The following is a 22,154-nucleotide window of genomic DNA, read 5'->3' as shown; positions in this document are numbered from 1 at the left end:
ATGCCGGAACGCGGGGCGTTCCGGCATGAAGCATCAGTCTTTGGGTTTCCAGATCTGGCCGATTGAAATGCTTTGCAGCTTGCGGCGGCGGCCGTACCAAAGGTTGGCCAGGGCTCGGACCCCGACCACCGATGAGAACATCGAGGTGAGAATGCCGATGCAATGGACGACCGCAAAGCCCCGTATGGGCCCCGTTCCGAACGCCAGAAGCGCAATGCCCACAATGAGCGTGGTGAGGTTGGAGTCGACGATGGTGCCCCAGGCCCGTTCGAAGCCTTGGTAGATGGCTTGCTGGGGCGGCAGCCCTGCGCGAAGTTCTTCGCGTATTCGTTCATTGATGAGCACGTTGGCGTCGATGGCCATGCCCAGGGTCAGGGCGATGGCCGCGATGCCGGGCAGCGTCAATGTGGCTTGCAGCATGGACAGCACGGCCAGCAGCAAGAGCACGTTGAAGGCCAGGCCCAGGGTGGAGAACATGCCGAACAAGCGGTAGTAGGCGATGATGAACACTGCAATGGCCAAGAACCCGTACAGCGTGGAGTTGAAGCCCATCTTGATGTTGTCGGCGCCCAAGCTGGGGCCGATGGTGCGCTCTTCGATGATGCTCATGGGGGCGGCAAGCGAGCCGGCACGCAGCAACAGCGCGATATCGGCGGCCTCTTGGGCGTTCATGCTGCCGCTGATCTGTACTTGGCCGCCGGGAATTTCGCTGCGGATGACCGGCGCGGTAACGACCTGCCCCTTGTTGTTCTCGAACAGCAAAATGGCCATGCGCTTGCCGATGTTGTCGCGCGTGACATCCCGGAAAATGCGCGCTCCCTTGGCGTCAAGCGTAAGGTTGACGGACGGTTGTTGCGTTTGCTGGTCGCGGCCCGGTTGTGCGTCCTGCAGGTTTTCGCCCGTTAGCACGACCTGCCGGCGCAGCAGCAGCGGCCGCCCATCGGCGTCGGTATAGCGCTCGAGCCCGAACGGAACACTGCCGCCGGACAAGGCCGCCTGTGCCGAGGGAGAGTCGTCAACCATGCGGATTTCAAGCGTGGCCGTGCGACCGAGAATTTCCTTGGCCTTGGCTACGTCTTGTACGCCCGGCAACTGGACGATGATGCGATCGCCGCCCTGTTGCTGGATGACGGGCTCGGCCACGCCCAGTTCGTTGATGCGGTTGTGCAACGTGACGATGTTCTGGCGCAGCGCGTGGTTTTGTACTTGAGAGATGGCCGAATCTGTAAGCGTGCCGCTCAGAAGAAAGCTGTCGCCGGAGGCGCCGGTGGAGAACACCATGTCAGGCATGGTGCGACGCAGCTCGGAGACTGCGTTGTCGCGGCTTTGAGCATCGCCGAAGCGCGCCACGACGGTATGATCGCTACGCTCGACGCCCGATACCGCGATGCGCGCATCTCGCAATGTGCTGCGCACGTCGTTGGCGATGGAATCGTAACGGCCCGTGAGGGCGCCTTGCATGTCGACCTCGAGCAGGAAATGAACCCCGCCGCGAAGGTCGAGCCCCAGGTACATGGGGCGGGCTCCGATTGCTGTGAGCCAGTTGGGCGAGGCCGACAACAGGTTCAGGGCGATGGTGTAATCGGGGTCCTCCGGGTTGGGGTTGAACGCTTTTTCGAGTGCGTCTTTTGCCTGGAGTTGAATGTCGGGCGTGGCAAAACGTATGCGCACCGCACCTACCGGACCGGTTTGCTCGTAGTAGGCGCCGGTCGATTCTATGCCGCGCTCGGCCAGTACTTGCTGAGCCCTTGCCAGTACGGTGTTGTCGATCTTGACCGCAGCCTTGGCCCCCGCGATTTGCACCGCCGGCGATTCGCCGAAAAAATTAGGAAGCGTATAGAGCAGCCCGATGATCAGGGCCACCAGTACGGTGAGGTATTTCCAAAGGGGATAACGGTTCATCGTCGGTCAATATGAAAAACGGGAGGGGGCCCCCGGACGGCGGGCCCCGGTGGAACCATCCTCCGGGCTTCAGGGCGCTAGGCCCGGCGCGATGGGACTACAGCGCCTTGATGGTGCCCTTGGGCAGTACGTTTGACACCGAAGTGCGCTGCAGGACGACCTCGACCGGTTTGTCGGCCAGCTCGGCCACTTCGACCGTGATATAGCTGTCTCCCACCTTGGTGACCTTGCCCAGCATGCCGCCCGAAGTGATGACTTCATCGCCCTTGGCCAATGCGGCCACCAGGTTGCGATGTTCTTTCTGGCGTTTCATTTGGGGACGGATCATCAAGAAATACAGGATGACGAACATCAGGATGATAGGCAGCATGCCCATCAGCCCGCTCGTGGCGTCGCCCGCCGCTTGTGCGGTTATGAGATTGAGTAGATCGACTGCCTGCATGTATGGCTCCTGGTCGTGACTGTGAAAGTATTTGTAAGGAAGGTTCAAAAAAACCGAATCTTCTATTGTAGCGATATCTAGGGCTATTCGATGCCGCGAGCCCGGTTTTCGGCAAATTGATTTCGCCAGATTTCGAATTTGCCTTCCGCAATGGCCTGGCGCATCTCGTCCATGATGGTCAGGTAGAAGTGCAGATTGTGCAGCGTATTCAGACGTGCGCCGGTGATTTCATTGGACCGGTGCAAGTGATGCAGATAGGCGCGAGAAAAACGCGAGCAAGTATGACACGTGCACGAGGGGTCCAGCGCACGGGTGTCGTCCCGGTAACGCGCATTGCGTATCTTGATGTCGCCATACCGCGTAAACAGCCAGCCATTGCGTGCATTGCGCGTGGGCATGACGCAATCGAACATGTCCACGCCGCGGCTGACGCCCTCGACCAGGTCTTCGGGCGTTCCCACACCCATCAGGTAGCGGGGGGCGTGGGCGGGCATGCGCGGCGTGATGTGGGCCAGCACCCTTTGCATGTCCTCTTTGGGCTCGCCCACCGACAGGCCGCCGATGGCATAGCCATGGAAGCCGATGTCGACCAGGCCGGCCAGCGATTCGTCGCGCAGGGCCTCGTACATGCCGCCCTGGACGATGCCGAACAAGGCATTCGGGTTTTGCAATGTGTCGAAGGCATCGCGCGAGCGCTTGGCCCAGCGCAGCGACATGCGCATCGAGCGAGCCGCTTCTTCGGCCGTGGCCGGACGGCCGTCGATGGTGTAAGGGGTGCATTCGTCGAACACCATGACGATGTCCGAGTTGAGCGAGCGCTGAATGCGCATCGATTCCTCGGGTGTGAGGAACAGCCTGGAGCCGTCGATGGGCGACGCGAATTTCACGCCTTCTTCCGTGATCTTGCGCAGTACGTCCAGGCTGAAGACCTGGAAGCCGCCCGAGTCGGTAAGAATGGGTTTTTGCCATTGCATGAAGCCGTGCAAGCCGCCGTGCTTGTCCAGCACCTCGGTGCCGGGCCGCAGCCATAGGTGGAAGGTATTGCCCAGCACGATCTGGGCGCCGATTTCTTCCAGTTCGTGCGGCAGCATCGCCTTGACGCTGCCATAGGTGCCTACAGGCATGAAGATAGGCGTCTGCACCACACCGTGATTCAGGGTGAGGCGACCGCGCCGTGCGGCGCCGTCGGTGGCCAGAAGCTCGAATTGCAAGCCGGTCATGATAGTGGGGTTTCGATGAACATGGCGTCGCCATAGCTAAAAAAACGATAGCGGCACTGTACCGCATGAGCGTATGCCCGCTGTATTGGCTCCATGCCGGCCAAGGCGGATACCAGCATCAAGAGCGTTGATTTGGGCAAATGGAAGTTGGTTATCAGCGCATCGACGTATCGAAAGCGGTAGCCCGGCGTGATGAACAGGCGGGTGTCGCCTTCGAAGGGGTCCGGGCCGCAGTCTGCATGTGCTGCGGCGGACTCCAGGGCGCGCACGCTGGTGGTGCCCACGGCAATGATCCGGCCTCCGTTGCGGCGGGCGGCTTCAATTTGTCGAATGACGTCTTGCGAAACCACGTAGCGTTCAGCGTGCATCTGATGCTGGGAAAGGTCTTCTACCCGCACGGGCTGAAAGGTGCCCGCGCCCACGTGCAGCGTCACGAAACAATGCTCGACGCCCTGCGCGGCCAGCGCATCAAGCATGGGCTGGTCAAAATGCAAGCCTGCGGTGGGTGCGGCCACGGCGCCGGGAGACTGAGCGTATACCGTCTGGTACCGCTCTTCGTCCTGGGCCTGCGCTTCGTGCGTAATGTACGGCGGCAGCGGCGTTGCGCCGTGTCTTTCCAGCAGTTCAAGCACACGCCCAGGGAACTCCAGTTCGAACAGCTCATCCTGGCGGCCGGTGACACTGGCTGTAAAGGCGCCGTCTGACAAGTGCAGTGCGGCGCCAGGCTTGGGCGACTTGCTGGCCTTGATGTGGGCCAGCGCGGTGGTCGGCCCGGTGATGCGTTCGACCAATATCTCGACCTTGCCGCCACTGTCTTTTTGGCCGCGCAGTCGGGCCTTGATGACCTGGGTGTTGTTCAACACCAGCAGGTCGTGGGGGCGCAGCAACGCGGGCAGATCGGTGAAATGCCGGTCGTGGAGACGGGAAGCGGCGTCCAGATGCAGCAGCTTGCTGCCGCGCCGCGTGGCCGCGGGAGTCTGGGCGATAAGCTCGGGGGGAAGGTAATAGTCGAATTGCGACAGTTGAAGCGAGGTGTTCACGCGTTGGAGGTCTGGTGCTATGCGGTGGTCAACATGCAATTTTAGCCTTATGGCGGGCCTGGCCCCGAACCTTGCCGTAATTTCCCGCCCCGAATGCTAGCTTCCAGCCGTGCAGTTTCGGTATGCTGGTGTTTTTTCATCGGGCCATGGTGTGATGATGGTGTCCCTGTTTTTTCACAGTGTGTTGCGTTTTGCATGTCAAGCGGCGGCCGTTGCGCTGGCTTGCGGCGCAGCTTTAGCCGCGACTGCGGGCGCCCAGGCGCTGCCGCCCGAGCTTGAACAGGCGTGGCGGTCGGCCGGCGTGCAGCAGGCAGACGTTTCCCTGGTCGTGCAAGAGCTTGGCGGGCAGCGCCTGATCGAACTCAATCCGGGCGTGCCGCGCAACCCAGCCTCAGTCATGAAAATGGTTACCACCTGGGCGGCGCTGTCGGGCCTGGGCCCAGAGTATCGTTGGCGCACAGAACTGTTATCGGGGCACGGCGCTCGAATCGACGAGCAGGGCGGCTTGCGGGGGCCTTTGTACATCAAGGCGTCGGGCGACCCGTTCATGACCCAGGAAGAACTGTGGTTCTTATTGCGTGAACTTCGGCTGCGGGGCATAAAGAATCTAAGCGAGGTCGTGGTAGACCGTTCCATCTTCGGCCAGGTTGCCATTGATCCCAATGAGTTCGACGCTTCGGGCGACCGCCCCTACAACGCCAGCCCCGACGCCATGATGGTGGGCCTTGGCGCCGCGCGCCTATTGTTCGTACCCGACGCGGTGGGGAAAAAGTGGATTCCGATCGTTGACCCACCGCTGCCGGGCGTGAAAGTGGTGGGCGAAGTGGGCTACAGCGACGCGGTCTGCCCCGGCTCGCCGTCGGTTTCCGCCCGGGCGCGTCAAACGGGCGCGACGACAATCATCGAAGTTGCCGGCTCGGCGGCAGGGTCTTGCGGCGAGTTCAGCATCTACCGCTTGGTAAGAACCCAGCCCGAACACTTTGCAGGCATGTTCCGGCACTTATGGCGGGAATTGGGCGGCACGCTGGCCAAGGGCATAGGGCCTGGCAAGGTTCCCGGCAATGCCCAGCTCATCGCGTGGAGCGATTCCGAAACCCTGGCCGACACCATTCGCCAGGTCAACAAGCAAAGCAACAACGTCATGGCGCGGCTGTTGTTGCTGACACTTGCCGCCGAAAACGGAGGCCGGCCGGCCACGACGGCAAGCGGCTCCCAGGCCGCCTTGGCGTTGCTGCATGAGCAGGGCGTGGACACCCGGGGCTGGCATATCGATAACGGCTCGGGCCTGTCCAGAGCCGAACGCCTGACGGCTGACGGCCTGGCGGGCATGCTGGAGGCTGCCTGGCGCTCACCCCTTATGCCCGAGTTCGTTTCCTCTCTGGCGATCGCCGGCGTCGATGGTACGATGCGGCGGCGCCTGCGCCAGGACGAAGTCCGCGGCATGGCGCATCTCAAGACGGGCACCTTGCGCGATGCCCGTGCCCTGGCCGGATATGTCCTGGGCGCCAGCGGCAAGCGTTATATTGTGGTCAGCCTGGCCAATGGCGAGCGCGCCACAGCCATCCGCCGGTTCGACGATGCGCTCATTTCCTGGCTGGCGGCCCGTTGATGCCCATCATGCCGGCCCATACCTTCGCAGATTAATTAAAACCATGTCCATAAACGAAATTCGCCATCCGCTGATACGCCACAAGCTGGGTTTGATGCGGCGAGCCGACCTCAGCACCAAGAACTTCCGCGAGATGTCGCAAGAGATTGCTGCGCTGCTTACGTACGAAGCCACAAAAGATTTGCCGCTGGAACCCACCACGGTGCAAGGCTGGTGTGGCCAGATCGCGGTGGAAAAGCTGGCAGGAAAGAAGGTGACAGTGGTGCCCATATTGCGCGCCGGCATCGGTATGCTCGAAGGGGTTCTTACGCTGATTCCGGGCGCCAAGGTCAGTGCGGTGGGCATTGCGCGCGATGAGGAAACCTTTGAAGCCCAGCCTTACCTCGAACGCCTGGTTGGTTCCCTTGAGCAACGCCTGGCCCTTATCGTGGACCCCATGCTGGCGACGGGGGGCACCATGGTCGCCACCATCGACATGCTCAAAAAAGCCGGATGCCGCAACATCCGTGCGCTGGTGCTGGTGGCTGCGCCAGAGGGTATCAGTGCGGTCGAAGCCGTCCATCCCGACGTACAAATCTTCACGGCTTCCATTGACAGTCATCTGAATGCCAACGGCTACATTATTCCTGGCCTGGGCGACGCAGGCGACCGCATATTCGGCACCAAACAGAAAGACGATTAAAAAAAACCGCAGGCCGCAGGTGGTCGCTGTAAGATATTGATAACCTTTTTGCACCGCTCCGGCTCACATGGGCCGCGCAAAGCAGGTAGGATGTAACTGTTGCCCTTCAATCAAGGTGATGCAATGCACTTGGCGGCACGAACGGCTCTTATCCTGCCTTTTCTGATGTTCGGTTTGCACGCCGCCCCCGCGGCGGCCGGCCTATGCGACGCCCCTTTCATGCACGAACAAGGGAAACTGCGTCTCGACGGCTCGGGCGCCTTGCGTCTGGGGGCAGATCTTGCTTTTTCCGAAGTCAAGAAGGCGGCCAACGGCGATTGTCAGGCGCGTGTTAGCGGTGTTGCCACATTTGGCCTGGCCGGCCTTCCCGCGGGCAAGTCCAACCTTGACTACTGGATGACGCTGCGCGACGGAAACGCAAGCTTCGAGCGCCAGACAGAACAGGGCGGGCGTGAGCCTGTCGAAGGCAAGTTCGACCTGCGCATGCTGGGGCTGTTCTCGTACGGCGAGCCCATCACGCGTGCGGGGCAAACCTTTCCAGCTCGCAATTTTCAGATCAACGTTGATCACAAGGGCGTAGACGCCAAGCCGGTCGTGGTGCATACGGGTGCTAAAACCGTAGGCGAGAAAGCCTTGATAGATACAGCGGCGGGCCGGCAATCGTGCTGGCCGATCAATTATTCTCGGGTCATTGAATCAACTCAGGCATCGTTCAGCGGATTGGTGCTGCCCATTCCCGAGATCAACTCAACCGTTACCGACTGGTTCTGCCCTGAAATGAACATGGTCATGAGGCAAGAGAGCCGGCAGCAAGGCGTTTCTTCCACCGTTGAGGTAACTGAACTCAAATAACATGACGACTGTCAATAAATTAGTTTGCTGGTTCCGCTAATATCGAATTGACGATGGCGGTATTTTTTAACTTCCAAAAGGAGCCTAACCATGGCACGAAGCAAAGATGACCTCCAAACCAAAGAGGACCAGTTCATAGACAGCGTAAAAGAAAGCCTCGACGATGCCGAAAAGCTTTTGCGCGAGGCGGCGGACGCCACCGGCGACAAAGCCACCGAGTTGCGTGAAAAAGCCATGGAGTCGCTGCGTCGCAGCCGTGTCGCTCTGTACGATGCGCAAGACGCGGTTCTTGCCAAGGGCCGGCAGGCGGCTCGCGCCACCGATGACTATGTCCACGACAACCCGTGGCAGGCTGCCGGGCTTGCCGGGCTTGCCGGGTTACTGGTGGGTATGCTCATCAGCCGCAACTAAGCAGGCTGAAAAACTCGCCTCGGCCCGCCTTGGTAACCCGTAGGGCCGGGCCGCGGCCACAACCAAAAGGGGAGTTATGGCGCTAAGACACTCTGTCGGAGACCTCGTAACCACGGTGTTGTCGATGGCCCGCACGCGGCTCGAGCTCTTTTCCCTTGAAGCCTCGGGCGAAAAGTCGCGTCTTATCCGGGTTCTGTGCATGGCCTTGGGCGGGCTGCTGTTTGCCGGCCTGGCCTTGTTGGTGTTTTCGGTGGCGGTTGCGTTGTATTTTTGGCCGACCGAAGAACGCTACCTGGCGCTGGGCGTGCTCGCCCTCATTTACGCCATACTGGGCCTGGGCCTTTTTGCAGGAGTCTGGCATTGCCTAAGCAACGGGCCTTCGCCTTTTTCCGCAACGCTCGACGAGCTCAAGCGCGACATCGCATTGGCCGAGCGTCTGCGTGAACCTGACGAACCCGACGACAGAGGAGGCCGGCATGGCTAAAAAACCCTCGGCCGCACGGTTGCGCGAAGTAAAAATAGAACTGTTGCGGGCACGCGCCGCCATCGAGCGCCAAACGCTGGGAAACAGTTTTCGGCGCCTCGGCCAAGACCTGAAGCCGTCGGCCTTGCTGCGCGGCCTGTTGCCGGCATCGGTAAGCCGCAAGCGACCTACCGACTGGATGTTTCAGGGGTTGAATCTTGTGCGACGCTACCCCTTCATCGTGTCCACCGCATCGGCCCTGCTTTCGGGCGTGCGGAAACGACACCGGCTATTGCGTCTGGGCGCCGGCCTGCTATTAAGCTGGCAAGTCGCACGTAATATGGGCGGCGACAGCAACGACAACAGGGCAGGCAGGCGGCGCTAAGCCATACGGTATTCGCCTGCTGCTGTGTAAAGCCGCTCGCGGGGCCTAGGCAGGCCAGTCTTAAGCGCGCGCGAGCGGGCTTAAAGGCCCAAATCGCTCCACATGGCGTCGACACGCGCCTTCACGTCGTCGTCCATGCGGATAGGCCGGCCCCACTCGCGATCCGTTTCGCCCGGCCATTTATTGGTGGCGTCCATGCCCATTTTTCCGCCCAGCCCCGAGACCGGCGAGGCAAAGTCCAGGTAATCGATGGGCGTGTTCTCGACCAGCAATGTGTCGCGTGCCGGGTCCATGCGGGTGGTCATGGCCCACACCACTTCTTTCCAATCGCGTATGTTCACATCGTCGTCGACAACGATAATGAATTTCGTATACATGAACTGCCGCAATATGCTCCACAGGCCGAACATGACCCGTTTGGCATGGCCTGCGTACTGCTTGCGGATCGAAATGACGGCCAGGCGATAGCTGCACCCTTCGGGCGGCAAGTAGAAATCGACGATTTCCGGAAGCTGTCGGCGCAGCAGCGGCACGAACACCTCGTTCAGGGCCACGCCCAGTACGGCCGGCTCATCGGGGGGCTTGCCTGTATAGGTGCTGTGATAGATGGGATTGCGGCGCATCGTGACGCGCTCTACGGTAAAGACGGGGAACCAGTCTTGCTCGTTGTAGTACCCGGTGTGATCTCCGTAGGGGCCCTCAAGCGCCATTTCATAGGCTTTGTCGGCTGGCGGGCGAACGCCTTCGGGTACTTGCGGCGCAAGCGCTTGCGGGTGGCTTGAGGGCAATATATGGCCTTCCAGGACGATTTCCGCAAACGCAGGAACAGTCAGGTCGCTTCCCAGGGCCGCCGCGACTTCGGTGCGGGAGCCCCTTAGCAGGCCTGCAAACTGGTATTCGGAAAGGCTGTCGGGCACAGGGGTTACCGCGCCTAACGTGGTGGCCGGGTCGGCGCCCAAGGCGACGGCGATTGGAAACGGCGTGCCGGGGTGGGCCAGCGCATGGTCGCGAAAATCGAGCGCGCCGCCCCGATGCGACAGCCAGCGCATGATGAGTTTGTTGCGGCCGATGATCTGCTGCCGGTAGATGCCGAGGTTCTGGCGGCGGGCATTGGGTCCACGCGTGATCACAAGACCCCAGGTAAGCAGCGGGGCGATATCTTCGGGCCAACAGGTCTGCAGGGGAATATTGTTCAGATCGACGTCGTTGCCTTCCAGCACGATTTCTTGGCAGGCCGGGTTGCGGATGCGTTTGGGAGCCATGTCCCACAGGGCCGACTTCAGCATGGATACTTTGGCGAAAGCGTCTCGCAAGCCGCGAGGGGCTTCGGGCTCTCGTAACGATGCCAGCAGCTCGCCAATGTCGCGCAAGGAAGCGACGTCGTCGGCTCCCATGCCCTGCGCCACGCGTTGAGGTGTTCCGAACAGATTCGTCAATACAGGCATGGAGGCGCGCCGGCCGCCATGCATGGGGTGCTCGAACAGCAGGGCCGGCCCCTCGGCGCGCAGCACCCGGTCGCTGATCTCGGTCATTTCCAGGGCGGTTGAAACAGGGTGGGCGATGCGCTTGAGCTGGCCTGCGCCTTCTAGCTGCGCGATGAAGTCCCGCAGGTCACGGTATTTCAAGTAATTCTCGCTGAGTGGTTTTGACGGACGTCTAAGGTTAACATCGAGTTCGCTATTTTATTGCTTGAGGCCCGTTGTTTGCGTGGCCTCTAAAGGAGCAGATTCAAGCCATGACAATGTCAGGCGCTTATTCCCTGCTGGATCGTTCAGTGCGTACGCTTGGAAGGCGTGTGGGCGAAGTGACGCATGCGGCCGCCGTCTATCTGGGTATCGCGGTATTGGTGACCGTGGCCCTGAGCTTCATCGTGCCTTCGCTTCGGGATCAGTCGCAACAGATTCATGCGGCGTTGCTGGTCAGTCTCAAGCCGGGCGTGCCGGCCGCAGGCGGTTCGGGCTTTTCGCTGGCTGATCGTTTATCGGGCGGTCAAGTGCGACTGCCGTCGGATACCGAGGCCGGCGCGCTTGACGGCGCCGCAGAACCCCAGACTTTCGCCGAGGCGCTTGGCGCACTCGATTCATTTTCCATACCCGGCGTCACCAAGGTGCAAAGTCAGGCCTTGCGTAGCTATATCGCGCGAAAATACCGAATTGCCCACGACGTGGCGGGGGTGTTGACTCATACCGTTTACGCCGTCGGACGCGAAAAAGACCTCGATCCTTTGCTGATTCTCGCCGTTATTGCGATCGAATCACGCTACAACCCTTTTGCCGAGAGCCATGTGGGGGCGCAAGGCCTCATGCAGGTGATGACCAGGGTGCACAAGGAAAAATTCGAACCCTTCGAGGGCGGCCCCGATGCAGCCCTGAATCCTATCGCAAACATCCGTGTGGGAAGCCAGATACTTCACGACTGCATCAAGCGCCGCGGATCGCTTACCGGCGGCCTGGCTTGCTATGTAGGGGCGACAGGGCCCGGCGATGGCGGGTACGGGTCCAAGGTCTTGGCCGAACGGCGCAGGTTGTCGCTGGCCTCGGGCATCCCCCCGCGCCAGTGAGACAGAGCGGGCCCACGCCAAAGGTCGGGGCCGGCCCGAAGGCTAGGCGCGGTCGCCCAGGGTGTTCAGGAACGTTTCCATTCGCTGGATAGCCTCGCCAAGGCGGTCAAGGCCGGTGGCGTACGAAAGACGCACTGAATGGGCGGCGTGAGCAGGCCCGAAATCGCGCCCGGGCACGGTTGCTACGCCGGCTTCGTGCAAAAGCCTGTGCACAAATTCGTCGCTGTCATTGCTGTAGCGGCGGATGTCCGCATACACATAGAATGCACCGTCGGGCACGACGGGTACGTGCAGCCCGATACGCTCGAGCTCGGGCAATAGATAGTCGCGTCGTTGCTTGAACGACAGCCGCCTTTGCTCGTAGATTCGCATCACCTCAGGCTCAAAGCACGTGACGGCGGCATGCTGGGCCAGCGAGGGGGCGCAGATGGCGAGGCTGGCGGCGAGTTTTTCGATGGCGGGGATCATGGCGGGCGGCGTGATCATCCAGCCCAAACGCCATCCGGTCATGTGGAAGTATTTCGAGAAGCTGTTGATGATGACGATGTCGTCGTCCAGGGTCAGTGCGCTGCGCGGGGCATCACCGTAGTACAAGCCCAGGTAGATTTCATCCATGATGATGAAGCCGTTGCGCACGCGAACCTCGGCGATCAGTTCACGCAATGCTTCGCGTTCGATGGAGGCGCCGGTGGGATTGCTGGGCGAGGCTATGACGACGCCGCGTGTGGCGGGCCCCCAGTGCCGGCGCACGTCTTGCGCCGAGAGCTGGAAGCGCTGCTCGGGTGTCGAGAGAATGAGCTTGGGGATGCCGCCGGCGCCCATGATGAAGTTCTGGTTGGCCGGATACGCCGGGTCGGCCAGCAGCACTTCATCGCCGGGATTGATCAGCGCCATGGCGGCCAGCAGCAGGGCGCCGGAAGCGCCCGATGTGACGACCACCCGGGCCGGATCGACCGAAGCGCCGAATTGATCGCCGTAATAATGGGCGATCGCTTCGCGCAAAGCCGGCAGGCCGGCAGGCGAGGTATAGCCGCTAAGGCCGGCCGAGGCGGCCCGGTTCAGTGTTTCGACTACCTGGGCCGGCGCGGTGAAGTCAGGTTCGCCGATACCGAGGCTGATGATGTCCCGGCCTTGCGCATTCAGAACACTGGCCTGCTTGAAAATCTCAACGGCGTAAAAAGGCATCACTTGATCGGTGCGCTTGGCAAGGCGGGACATGGCTGGGCTCGACGAGAAAATCCTGATTGTAGTCCGCCGCGTCCTTTGCAGCGCTCAAGAAGCCAAGGGTGAAAAAAGCCTCGCGCCCCCGGTATACTTTCTTCAAATCCAATTGTTCATTTTGCAGGCAGCGGGAACACCATGGAGTCCACATCCAGACGGGCTTTTTTAACCGGCCGCCGAGCGGCCAGAACTCCCTGGGAGCAGTTTTCCGCACGCATGCGCAGGGGCGTGGCGGGCGATTTCCTTGATTTTGGCCTCTATGATGGCAAGGGCAGCGCCCGCCTCACTCCAAGCAACGGCGGCGACGTGCGCCTCGCCCTGGCGCTGTGTCGCGAATTCGGGGTGATACTGGCCCTGAGCGGCGTGGGCCAGGCTGACAGTCTTATGGGGAAGTCGGTGTTATGGATTGAGCTGGATGGGTCCCTGGCGGGATGCCAGCCGATGCCCGACGACCCCGGCAAGTGGTTTGTCCAGCCGGGCACGCTGCTTTCCGAGTTGGTTGATGCGGGCCTTACCCAGTTCGTTGATCAGCCGGGCTATCTGACAGTTGCCGCCTGGGCGGCTGACCGCAGCCTGTGCGCATGGGCTCCCGGCGAGTCGCACTGTTCTGGATTGCTGCATGCATCAGTGCTGTTTGCCGATGGAAGCTCCGCCGTGCTGGGCCCTTTCGGTACCAACAACCGAATGCCTCTTGGTACCCTGACACTGCAGACGCTGGTGCCGCGGTTATTCGCATTGGCCGGTAGCGAGCAGGCCGGCGGGTTCACCGATCTGGATCGCTGGCCCGCACGCTATCGCCTTGATGCCCTGGCGCCGCGCCGGGGGCGCGACGTCAATCTGGCTCATCTGATGTTGGGCCATGGCGGTGACCTGGGCTGGATTCAATGGATGGTCTTCGAAGCCGGCCCGCCTCTGCCTTCCGTCGATTGGTCCACCGCATACACCAGCCGCCCGCCACCGGGTTTCGCCATGGCGGAAGCCAATGCTTCCACTGCTTCCGTACCAGAGGCTGTAGCGCGATGGCAACAGGCTTGCGCGCTCGATCAAAGCGTCAAGAGCTTATTCGATCCTAAGGGAGTTTTCCCCGATCCAGGCCAAGATCTGTAAGCCGTTCTGCGTGTCGCAGCCTTGGTGCAAAGGGCCTTCGCAACCGTGGCATGCGCGGTTCCATGACCAAACGGCCGCACTAAGGGATAGAATGGGCGTCTCTAATTCATCGCGTCCTGTCTGAGTCGATCATCATGGAAGAAAACTTTCGCAAAGCGGCCCTCGAATACCACGAGCAAGGTCGTCCGGGGAAAATCACTGTCTCGCCCACCAAGCAGCTATCCAACCAACGCGATCTGGCGCTGGCCTATTCGCCTGGCGTCGCCGCCGCTTGCGAAGAAATCGTCGACAACCCCAGCAACGCCTTTCGTTACACGGCGCGCGGCAATCTTGTCGGCGTCATTACCAATGGCACGGCGGTCTTGGGCTTGGGCAACATCGGCCCGCTGGCTTCGAAGCCGGTGATGGAAGGCAAGGCGGTCCTGTTCCAGAAATTCGCCGGCATCGATGTGTTCGATATAGAAATCAACGAGAACGATCCCGACAAGCTGGTTGAGATCATCGCGGGGCTCGAGCCCACTTTCGGGGGTATCAACCTTGAAGACATCAAGGCGCCCGAGTGCTTCATAGTCGAACGCAAGCTGCGCGAGCGCATGAAGATCCCCGTTTTTCACGACGACCAGCACGGTACGGCCATTTGCGTGGCGGCGGCCTTCACCAGCGCCCTTAAAGTGGTCGAAAAAGATATCTCGGACATCAAGCTGGTGGTGTCCGGCGCCGGGGCTGCCGCTTTGGCCTGCCTCGACCTGCTGGTTGACCTGGGCCTGCCTTTGGAGCATATCTGGGTGTCCGACATCGAGGGCGTAGTCTATAAAGGCCGTACTGTGCTGATGGACGAGGCTAAAGAACGCTTCGCTCAGGATACCGACGCGCGCACGCTGGGCGACGTCATCGCGGGGGCGGATGTGTTCCTGGGGCTGTCCGCAGGTGGCGTTCTCAAGCCAGAGATGGTGGCTCAGATGGCCGCCAAGCCCATTATTCTGGCACTGGCGAACCCCAATCCCGAGATTCTTCCCGAAGACGCACACGCTGTTCGCGATGACGTCGTGATGGCTACAGGCCGTTCCGACTATCCCAATCAGGTCAATAACGTTCTGTGCTTTCCCTACATCTTTCGCGGTGCGCTTGATGTCGGCGCCACAACTATCACGCGAGGCATGGAAAAGGCCGCGGTCCAAGCCATCTCGCAACTTGCCCAGGAAGAGCAGAACGATGCCGTGGCAGCCGCCTATGGCACGTATAACGTCTCGTTCGGGCGCGACTACCTTATCCCCAAGCCGTTCGATACACGTCTTATTGCGCGTATCGCCCCGGCCGTGGCGCGTGCGGCCATGGAGGACGGCGTGGCCACCCGGCCCATCACCGATTTCGACAGCTATTTCGATGAGCTGCAGCAGTTCATGTATCGCTCCGGCTCCTTCATGAGCCCCTTGTTCTCAACTGCCAAGAGCATGGTGCGCGAAGGCGGCAAGGCGCGCATTGTCTTCAGCGAAGGCGAGGAAGAGCGCGTGTTGCGGGCGGTGCAGATTGTCGTCGACGAGAAACTGGCCAAGCCCATCCTGATTGGCCGCCCTGCAGTGCTCGAGGCCCGCATCAAGAAATTCGGCCTGCGCCTGAGGCTGGGTGAGGATGTCGAGGTGACCAACCCCGAGTATGACGAGCGCTTCCACAAGTACTGGACCACCTACTGGGAGATGCGGTGCCGCCGAGGCATCACAAAAGAAATGGCGCGCGTCGAAATGCGCCGCCGCCTGACGCTTATCGGCGCCATGATGATCCATCTAGGCGATGCCGACGGCATGGTGTGCGGAACCGTCGGCGCCTATGCCGACCATTTGCGCTTCATTGACGAGGTGATCGGCAAGGCGCCCGGCGCCAACACTTATTCGGCGATGAACATCTTGCTGCTTGCCGAACGCACGATTGCGCTGGCCGATACCCACGTCAACGACGACCCCACCACGGAGCAGATTGCCGAAATCACGCTTGCGGCCGCGACGGAAATGCGGCGCTTGAATATGGAGCCCAAGGCGGCCTTGCTGTCGCGCTCCAACTTCGGCACAGGCAGCTCGGCCTCGGGCGCCAAGATGCGCGACGCACTGGCTATTATCCAACAGCAGGACCCTACCCTCGAAATCGACGGAGAAATGCACGGAGACTGTGCTCTGGACGAAGCATTGCGTCTGCGCATTTTGCCGTCGAGCACCTTGAAAGGCGCCGCCAACCTGCTCATCTGCCCCAGCGTTGATGCAGGCAACATCGCCTATAACCTGCTCAAGACGGCTGCCGGCGGCAACGTCGCAGTCGGGCCGTTCTTGCTTGGCGCCAATGCGCCCGTGCATATCCTGACGTCCAGTTCGACCGTAAGACGCATTGTCAATATGGCTGCCCTGACAGTGCTGGACGCCAACAAGCCGCGTTCGACGTGATGTGATGCGCAGAGGCTTTGGCAGTTCTCCAGTAGGCCTCGTATTAATGGGCGGCGGCGCGCGCGCCGCCTACCAGGTCGGGGTTCTGTCTGGCGTGCTCGACATACTTGATCCCGACCGTTCACCAGATTTTCGCAATCCCTTTCCCATTGTCAGTGGTACGTCGGCCGGGGCGATCAATGCCGCGGCCCTGGCTTGCCGGGCGAACAACTGCCATTTGGCCGTGGATCGCCTTGTCAGGCTCTGGGAAGAGCTGCATACCGACAGTATCTATCGTAGCGATGCGCTGTCGTTGCTCAGCACCGGCTGGCGATGGCTGAGCATGCTTGCCCTGGGCTGGCTTTGGCCCGACTTGCGCGGCAGGCGTCCCAGCTCGCTGCTGGACAACAGCCCCCTGGCCGAGCTTCTGACGGCCACGCTGGATTTCGATCGCTTGAACGACAACCTTGATCAGGGTCATTTGCTTGCGGCCGCCATTACGGCCACGGCCTTCGTCAGCGGCGAGCATCTTACCTTCTACAATGCGCGGCATGTCATCGAGCCCTGGACCCGCAGCCTCAGGCGCGCCGTGCCAGGAGCGCTGGGAGTCGAGCATCTGATGGCCTCCAGCGCCATTCCCTTCATATTCCCCGCCCAGGCCATTCTGGTCAACGGCAAGACCGAATGGTGCGGTGATGGGTCTATGCGCCAACTGGCTCCCTTGAGCCCGGCGATTCATCTGGGGGCCAAACGTGTGCTGGTCGTGGGCACGGGCCATCGCGACGACACGCACGCCGAAGAGCGCCGGGTCGATTCCCATTACCCGCCGCTGGCCCAGGTGGGCGGCCATGTTTTATCCAGCATTTTCCTCGACGGGCTCTCCATGGACGTCGAGCGGCTGGAGCGTATCAATGAACTGCTGGCATTGGTGCCTTCAGAAGCGGCTCAAGCGCAGCCGCTCAAGACGGTCAGTGCACTAACTATCACGCCCAGCAAACCGCTGGACAAAATTGCCATGGAGTCTTTGCATCAAATGCCTCGCTCTGTTCGTACACTTTTTCGGGTACTCGGTGTATCGTCGGGGTCCGGGGCCACAACAGGTGGCGCATTGGTATCCTATTTGCTGTTCGAACCCGGGTATATATGCGAACTCATTCGCCTCGGACGAGCCGACAGCATGGATCGTGTTGAAGAAGTCAAAGCGTTTTTCAAGGAGTCGCCACTATGACCCAAGTGCAGGCATGGCATAAAAAGCTTCAGAAGGGCGGCCTGATTGATTCCAGCGCCATCTCACGAGACGAAGCCGTCGAACGGGCCCAAGCTGCGGGTCTGGGCGCCTATGTGGTTGATTGCGACAAGGCGCGCAGCCGCTCCGCCGTGTTGCGGGCGGTCGTCAAGGCGGTCGATTTCCCCGAGTTCTTCGGCGGCAACCTCGACGCCCTGTACGACTGTCTCTGTGACACGGTGCTTGATCAAAAGTCGGGCCTGTTCCTTTGGTTCGACAAGCTGCACTCGGGCGACCCGGCGTTGGCGGACGATGCCGCTGCCATACTCGCAGTGTGCGAGGACGCGGTGGAGTTCGCAAAGAACAATGACCGTTCCTTTTCATACGCGGTCGTGCACTCGGGAAAGCATCCCGATCCCGAGCCGGGTGTATTGCCTACGCCTTATTCAGGCTTGCGCGACGAGTAGGCTCGACAGGCCGCGCCTGAGGCGGTTTCCGCCGGCGACACGGCGGCAGGCTCAGAGCCAACCGTTCAGGGCGCTGATTGCGGCAATCAGGGCGATACCCGCCGTTTCGGTACGCAATACACGGGTGCCGAAGCGCAGCGGCTTTGCCCCATGCCGCACGGCTGTTTGTTGCTCTTCGGGCGACCAGCCTCCCTCGGGGCCCACCAGCAAAGTCAGATCGGGCCTATTGTCCAACACCTGTGCCAGGCCTTGTTCGGCCTCCGGATGGCAAAGCAGGGTCGGGCCGGGCGTGGTGTCGGCCTCCAGGTAAGCTTCCAGCGTAACGGGCTCGGCTATTTGCATAATGCGGTTGCGCCCGCATTGCTCGCTGGCCGATTGGGCGACGCGCTGCCAATGCTTCATGCGCTTGGCGCGGCGCTCGGCATTCAACTGCACGACGCTGCGTTGGGCCGTAATTGGAACCAGGCGGTACGCCCCCATTTCAACGGCCTTTTCCACTATCCAATCCATTTTGTCCCCGGACGGCAGCCCCTGGACCAAGGTGATCCGGCCGGGCAGTTCGGCATCGATGGCATGATGCGCGCCCACATCGGCCTCGGCTGACTTGCCGGACACCCGAATCACAGCGTCAAATTGCCCTCCGGACCCGTCGAACAAGATAATTTCGGCGCCATCCTTCAGGCGCAGCACGCGCAAAGCGTAATGGGCAAGGTCGGGAGGTAGTGTCAGGGTCTGGTGCGCGTGTAGTTGAACAGGGCAGAAGAATCGGGGTGCGGCCATGGGCTTGATGGAAATTAGCTGAAAAAGCGGCCGGGGCGCCTGTGCCAGAGCGCGTCAAGACGCTGTAAAAGTGCCGTTAGTTTAAGGCTTTTGCTGCGCGGCGCCATGTTCGGCAGTCGTGTGCACTGAAAAAGGGTGGCGGCATGCGCCGCAAACCCGGGTTTGCACGGGGTGGTAAAATTGATGGCTTTGTGATGCTTTGCCGGAAAGCGACCGCGCTCGGTTGCAGGCCTGCTAGAGAATTCTTCGAGATTACCCCACATGAGCCCTTCTGCCGCCCAAGACTCCACTTTGGCCAATGCCATCCGTGCGCTTTCCATGGATGCCGTCCAACAAGCCAATTCCGGTCATCCGGGCGCTCCTATGGGCATGGCCGACATCGCCGAAGCTCTCTGGACCCGTCATCTGCGGCACAATCCGGCCGACCCGGCCTGGTTCGACCGCGACCGCTTCGTGCTGTCCAATGGGCACGGCTCGATGCTGATCTACTCGCTGCTCCATCTTACCGGCTACGATCTTCCCATCGAGGAACTCAGGAATTTCCGCCAGTTGCATTCGCGCACGCCCGGCCACCCCGAGGTCGGCATCACCGCCGGTGTCGAGACCACCACCGGTCCGCTGGGCCAAGGCCTGGCGAACGCTGTGGGCATGGCCCTGGCCGAGGCGCTGCTGGCTCAAGAGTTCAACCGCGACGATCACAAGGTGGTCGATCACTTTACCTATGCCTTTGCCGGAGACGGCTGCCTGATGGAGGGCATCTCGCACGAGGCCTGCTCGCTGGCCGGCACCCTGGGTTTATCCAAACTCATTGTTTTTTACGACGACAACGGTATCTCCATCGACGGCAAGGTCGAGCACTGGTTCGGCGACGATACGCCAGCGCGGTTCGAGGGCTATGGCTGGAACGTCGTACGCAACGTCGACGGCCACAACGTCGCCGACGTCGACCAAGCCATCCTGCAGGCCAAGGCTTGGGCCGCCAAGGGCAAGGGTCCCACGTTAATCTGCTGCCGCACTATCATCGGAAAGGGCTCGCCCTCGATGGCCGGCAGTGAAAAAGTGCACGGCGCGCCGCTGGGCGCGGATGAAATCGTGGCCACGCGCAAGGCGCTCAACTGGCCCCACGAGCCGTTCGTGGTGCCCGACCATGTCTATCAGCGTTGGAACGGCCGTATCAAGGGCGAACTCTGGCAAAAGGAATGGCAAAGCTCGTTCGACGCCTACAGCAAGGCCTATCCGAAAGAGGCGGCCGAGTTATCACGACGCATGGCCGGCGAGCTTCCCGCCGATTTCGCCGACAAGGCGCGCGCTTTTGTGCAGGCCACCGCCGAAAAAGCTGAAACGGTCGCAAGCCGCAAGGCGTCGCAGTTCGCCATCGCTGCATTTGCCGACATGCTGCCCGAGATGCTGGGCGGCTCCGCCGACCTTACCGGCTCCAACTTCACCGATTGGAAGGGGGTTGCCCCAGTGCGCGCCACGCCAGACGGCTTGCAGCGCGGTCGCCACATCAACTACGGCGTGCGCGAGTTCGGCATGGCCGCCATCATGAACGGCGTCGCCCTGCACGGGGGCTACCTGCCGTTTGGCGGCACCTTCCTCACCTTCTCTGACTATTCCCGCAACGCGGTGCGCATGGCTGCGCTCATGAAGCAGCGCGTGGTGCACATCTTTACCCACGATTCGATCGGTTTGGGCGAAGACGGGCCGACCCACCAATCTGTGGAACATGCCGCCAGCCTGCGCCTTATACCCAACCTGCATGTCTGGCGTCCGTGCGACACGACCGAAACCGCCATCGCCTGGCAACAGGCATTGCAGCGCCCGGCCAGCCTGGGCATGGCGGTGCGTCAGGGCGGCCCCAGCGCTTTGCTGCTGTCGCGGCAGAATCTGCCGTTTGTGCAGCGCGATGCCGCCGCCATCGAGGCCATAGCCCGCGGCGGCTACGTGCTTAGCGATGCCGCCGATGCCAAGGCGGTCATTATCGCTACCGGCTCCGAAGTTGCGCTGGCGCTTGGCGCGAAAGAACAACTCGCCGCGCGCGGCATCGCGGTGCGCGTGGTGTCCATGCCTTGCACGCAGCTTTTCGACGAGCAAGATGCGCAATGGCGCGAGGCCGTGCTGCCCAAGGGCTTGCCGCGCGTTGCGGTCGAAGCGGGCGTGACCGCCGGCTGGTACAAATATGTGGGCCTCGACGGCGCGGTCGTGGGCCTTGACACTTATGGCGAGTCTGCTCCCGCAGGCGTCCTATTCAAACATTTCGGCCTGACTGTTGAGCACGTCGCGGCAGCCGTCGAGCAAATTTTGTAAACAGGAGAGTAATCATGGCGATTCGCGTAGCGATCAACGGATATGGACGTATTGGGCGCAATATTCTGCGCGCACATTACGAAGACGGCAAGAAGCACGATATTGAAATCGTGGCCATCAACGACCTGGGCGATTCCAAGACCAACGCCCACCTTACCCGCTACGACACCGCGCACGGCCGCTTCCCCGGCACGGTCGAGGTGGACGGCGACTACATGGTGGTCAACGGCGACCGCATCCGGGTGCTGGCGAACCGCAATCCGGCCGAGCTGCCCTGGGGCGAGCTCAAGGTCGACGTAGTGCTCGAATGCACGGGCTTCTTTACCAGCAAGGAAAAGGCCGGCGCCCATATCCAGGGCGGCGCCAAGAAGGTGATTATCTCGGCTCCCGGCGGTAAAGACGTGGACGCCACCATTGTGTACGGCGTAAACCACGATGTGCTCAAGGCCACCGACACGGTCATCTCGAATGCATCGTGCACCACGAACTGCCTGGCTCCGCTGGTACAGCCGCTGCACCAGAAATTGGGCCTGGTCACCGGCCTGATGACCACCATCCACGCTTATACCAACGACCAGGTGCTTAGCGATGTCTATCACAGCGACCTGCGTCGTGCGCGCTCGGCCACTTCCAGCATGATCCCCACCAAAACCGGGGCGGCGTCGGCGGTGGGCCTGGTTTTGCCCGAGCTTAACGGCAAGCTCGACGGCTACGCCATCCGCGTTCCCACGCTCAACGTTTCGCTGGTCGATCTGTCGTTTGTTGCCGCTCGTGAAACCTCGGTGGACGAAGTCAATGGCATACTGAAGGCAGCGGCCGCCGAGGGCCCCCTCAAGGGCATTCTCGACTACACCGACGAGCCACTGGTTTCGATCGACTTCAACCACACGACCGCGTCCAGCACCGTTGACGAAGGTCTTACCAAGGTCTCGGGCAACCTCGTCAAGGTTGGTTCGTGGTACGACAACGAGTGGGGTTTCTCCAATCGCATGCTCGACACGACCGTGGCCTTGATGTCGGCCAAGTAGTCGGGCGTTACAGTGCAACAAGGGCGGGATCAATCCCGCCCTTTG

20 protein-coding genes are annotated in these 22,154 nt (G+C 61.3%); 13 read left to right on the top strand and 7 right to left on the bottom strand.

All coding sequences use genetic code 11. From position 1 onward, the window contains the following. Positions 1-33: 33 nt before the first annotated feature. From secD to queA, 4 genes are all read right to left on the bottom strand, one after another. Positions 34-1,902 carry a protein translocase subunit SecD gene (gene secD / locus ACIY1O_RS05415; RefSeq protein WP_397474064.1) on the bottom strand — a complete coding sequence of 623 codons (1,869 nt, stop codon included), beginning with the start codon at positions 1,900-1,902 and terminating at the stop codon, positions 34-36. Between the two features lie 97 nt (positions 1,903-1,999). Further along, on the bottom strand, positions 2,000-2,344 hold the full coding sequence (gene yajC, locus ACIY1O_RS05410; protein WP_397474063.1) for a preprotein translocase subunit YajC: 345 nt from the start codon (positions 2,342-2,344) through the stop codon (positions 2,000-2,002). Between the two features lie 83 nt (positions 2,345-2,427). Beyond that, the gene (tgt, locus tag ACIY1O_RS05405; protein WP_397474062.1) at positions 2,428-3,564 is read right to left on the bottom strand and encodes a tRNA guanosine(34) transglycosylase Tgt; all 1,137 of its coding nucleotides are present in this window, start codon (positions 3,562-3,564) and stop codon (positions 2,428-2,430) included. After that, positions 3,561-4,604, bottom strand: coding sequence for a tRNA preQ1(34) S-adenosylmethionine ribosyltransferase-isomerase QueA (gene queA / locus ACIY1O_RS05400; protein WP_397474061.1), 1,044 nt, complete (start codon positions 4,602-4,604; stop codon positions 3,561-3,563). The genes tgt and queA overlap by 4 nt, the downstream gene beginning before the upstream one ends. A 154-nt stretch (positions 4,605-4,758) precedes the next feature. Between queA and dacB the strand changes: the two genes are divergently transcribed. From dacB to ACIY1O_RS05370, 6 genes are all read left to right on the top strand, one after another. Then, the gene (dacB, locus tag ACIY1O_RS05395) at positions 4,759-6,213 is read left to right on the top strand and encodes a D-alanyl-D-alanine carboxypeptidase/D-alanyl-D-alanine endopeptidase (protein WP_397474060.1); all 1,455 of its coding nucleotides are present in this window, start codon (positions 4,759-4,761) and stop codon (positions 6,211-6,213) included. A 43-nt stretch (positions 6,214-6,256) separates the two neighbouring features. Further along, positions 6,257-6,895: a uracil phosphoribosyltransferase gene (gene upp, locus ACIY1O_RS05390; protein WP_397474059.1), complete on the top strand. Its 639-nt coding sequence runs from the start codon at positions 6,257-6,259 to the stop codon at positions 6,893-6,895. Positions 6,896-7,060: 165 nt separating this feature from the next. Next, positions 7,061-7,747 (top strand): hypothetical protein, encoded by a 687-nt coding sequence (locus ACIY1O_RS05385; protein WP_397474076.1) that lies wholly within the window; start codon positions 7,061-7,063, stop codon positions 7,745-7,747. A 90-nt stretch (positions 7,748-7,837) separates the two neighbouring features. Then, complete coding sequence (locus tag ACIY1O_RS05380; RefSeq protein ID WP_397474058.1) at positions 7,838-8,158, top strand: ElaB/YgaM/YqjD family protein; 321 nt, start codon at positions 7,838-7,840, stop codon at positions 8,156-8,158. 76 nt (positions 8,159-8,234) lie between these two features. Then, positions 8,235-8,642 carry a phage holin family protein gene (locus ACIY1O_RS05375; protein ID WP_397474057.1) on the top strand — a complete coding sequence of 136 codons (408 nt, stop codon included), beginning with the start codon at positions 8,235-8,237 and terminating at the stop codon, positions 8,640-8,642. Then, entirely contained in the window at positions 8,635-9,006 is a 372-nt protein-coding gene (locus ACIY1O_RS05370) for a hypothetical protein (protein WP_397474056.1), read from the top strand. Before ACIY1O_RS05375 ends, ACIY1O_RS05370 begins: the two co-directional genes overlap by 8 nt. A gap of 80 nt (positions 9,007-9,086) precedes the next feature. Here the strand turns inward: ACIY1O_RS05370 and ACIY1O_RS05365 are convergent, their stop codons facing one another. After that, positions 9,087-10,631 carry a UbiD family decarboxylase gene (locus tag ACIY1O_RS05365; RefSeq protein ID WP_397474055.1) on the bottom strand — a complete coding sequence of 515 codons (1,545 nt, stop codon included), beginning with the start codon at positions 10,629-10,631 and terminating at the stop codon, positions 9,087-9,089. A gap of 134 nt (positions 10,632-10,765) precedes the next feature. Here ACIY1O_RS05365 and ACIY1O_RS05360 point away from each other — a divergent pair, with 134 nt between their 5' ends. Next, positions 10,766-11,566 carry a transglycosylase SLT domain-containing protein gene (locus tag ACIY1O_RS05360; protein WP_397474075.1) on the top strand — a complete coding sequence of 267 codons (801 nt, stop codon included), beginning with the start codon at positions 10,766-10,768 and terminating at the stop codon, positions 11,564-11,566. A 42-nt stretch (positions 11,567-11,608) separates the two neighbouring features. Here ACIY1O_RS05360 and ACIY1O_RS05355 read toward each other — a convergent pair whose 3' ends face one another. Then, complete coding sequence (locus ACIY1O_RS05355) at positions 11,609-12,784, bottom strand: pyridoxal phosphate-dependent aminotransferase (RefSeq protein ID WP_397474054.1); 1,176 nt, start codon at positions 12,782-12,784, stop codon at positions 11,609-11,611. Positions 12,785-12,925: 141 nt separating this feature from the next. Between ACIY1O_RS05355 and ACIY1O_RS05350 the strand changes: the two genes are divergently transcribed. The 4 genes from ACIY1O_RS05350 (at position 12,926) to ACIY1O_RS05335 (ending at position 17,994) form a co-directional block, all read left to right on the top strand. Then, the gene (locus tag ACIY1O_RS05350; RefSeq protein ID WP_397474053.1) at positions 12,926-13,894 is read left to right on the top strand and encodes a hypothetical protein; all 969 of its coding nucleotides are present in this window, start codon (positions 12,926-12,928) and stop codon (positions 13,892-13,894) included. A gap of 134 nt (positions 13,895-14,028) precedes the next feature. Continuing rightward, positions 14,029-16,323: an NADP-dependent malic enzyme gene (locus ACIY1O_RS05345; RefSeq protein WP_397474052.1), complete on the top strand. Its 2,295-nt coding sequence runs from the start codon at positions 14,029-14,031 to the stop codon at positions 16,321-16,323. Between the two features lie 4 nt (positions 16,324-16,327). Then, complete coding sequence (locus ACIY1O_RS05340) at positions 16,328-17,530, top strand: patatin-like phospholipase family protein (RefSeq protein WP_397474051.1); 1,203 nt, start codon at positions 16,328-16,330, stop codon at positions 17,528-17,530. Further along, positions 17,527-17,994 (top strand): barstar family protein, encoded by a 468-nt coding sequence (locus ACIY1O_RS05335; RefSeq protein ID WP_397474050.1) that lies wholly within the window; start codon positions 17,527-17,529, stop codon positions 17,992-17,994. Before ACIY1O_RS05340 ends, ACIY1O_RS05335 begins: the two co-directional genes overlap by 4 nt. Before the next feature lie 51 nt (positions 17,995-18,045). Here the strand turns inward: ACIY1O_RS05335 and ACIY1O_RS05330 are convergent, their stop codons facing one another. Beyond that, the gene (locus ACIY1O_RS05330; RefSeq protein ID WP_397474049.1) at positions 18,046-18,774 is read right to left on the bottom strand and encodes a 16S rRNA (uracil(1498)-N(3))-methyltransferase; all 729 of its coding nucleotides are present in this window, start codon (positions 18,772-18,774) and stop codon (positions 18,046-18,048) included. 261 nt (positions 18,775-19,035) lie between these two features. Between ACIY1O_RS05330 and tkt the strand changes: the two genes are divergently transcribed. Continuing rightward, on the top strand, positions 19,036-21,081 hold the full coding sequence (gene tkt, locus ACIY1O_RS05325) for a transketolase (protein WP_397474048.1): 2,046 nt from the start codon (positions 19,036-19,038) through the stop codon (positions 21,079-21,081). 14 nt (positions 21,082-21,095) lie between these two features. Further along, on the top strand, positions 21,096-22,109 hold the full coding sequence (gene gap, locus ACIY1O_RS05320; RefSeq protein ID WP_397474047.1) for a type I glyceraldehyde-3-phosphate dehydrogenase: 1,014 nt from the start codon (positions 21,096-21,098) through the stop codon (positions 22,107-22,109). Positions 22,110-22,154: the final 45 nt, after the last annotated feature.

The organism is Pusillimonas sp. (assembly GCF_044464525.1).
Taxonomy (GTDB): Bacteria; Pseudomonadota; Gammaproteobacteria; order Burkholderiales; family Burkholderiaceae_B; genus Pusillimonas.
The sequence above is the reverse complement of the archived record's forward strand: the minus strand, read 5'-3'. Positions and strand labels throughout refer to the sequence as shown.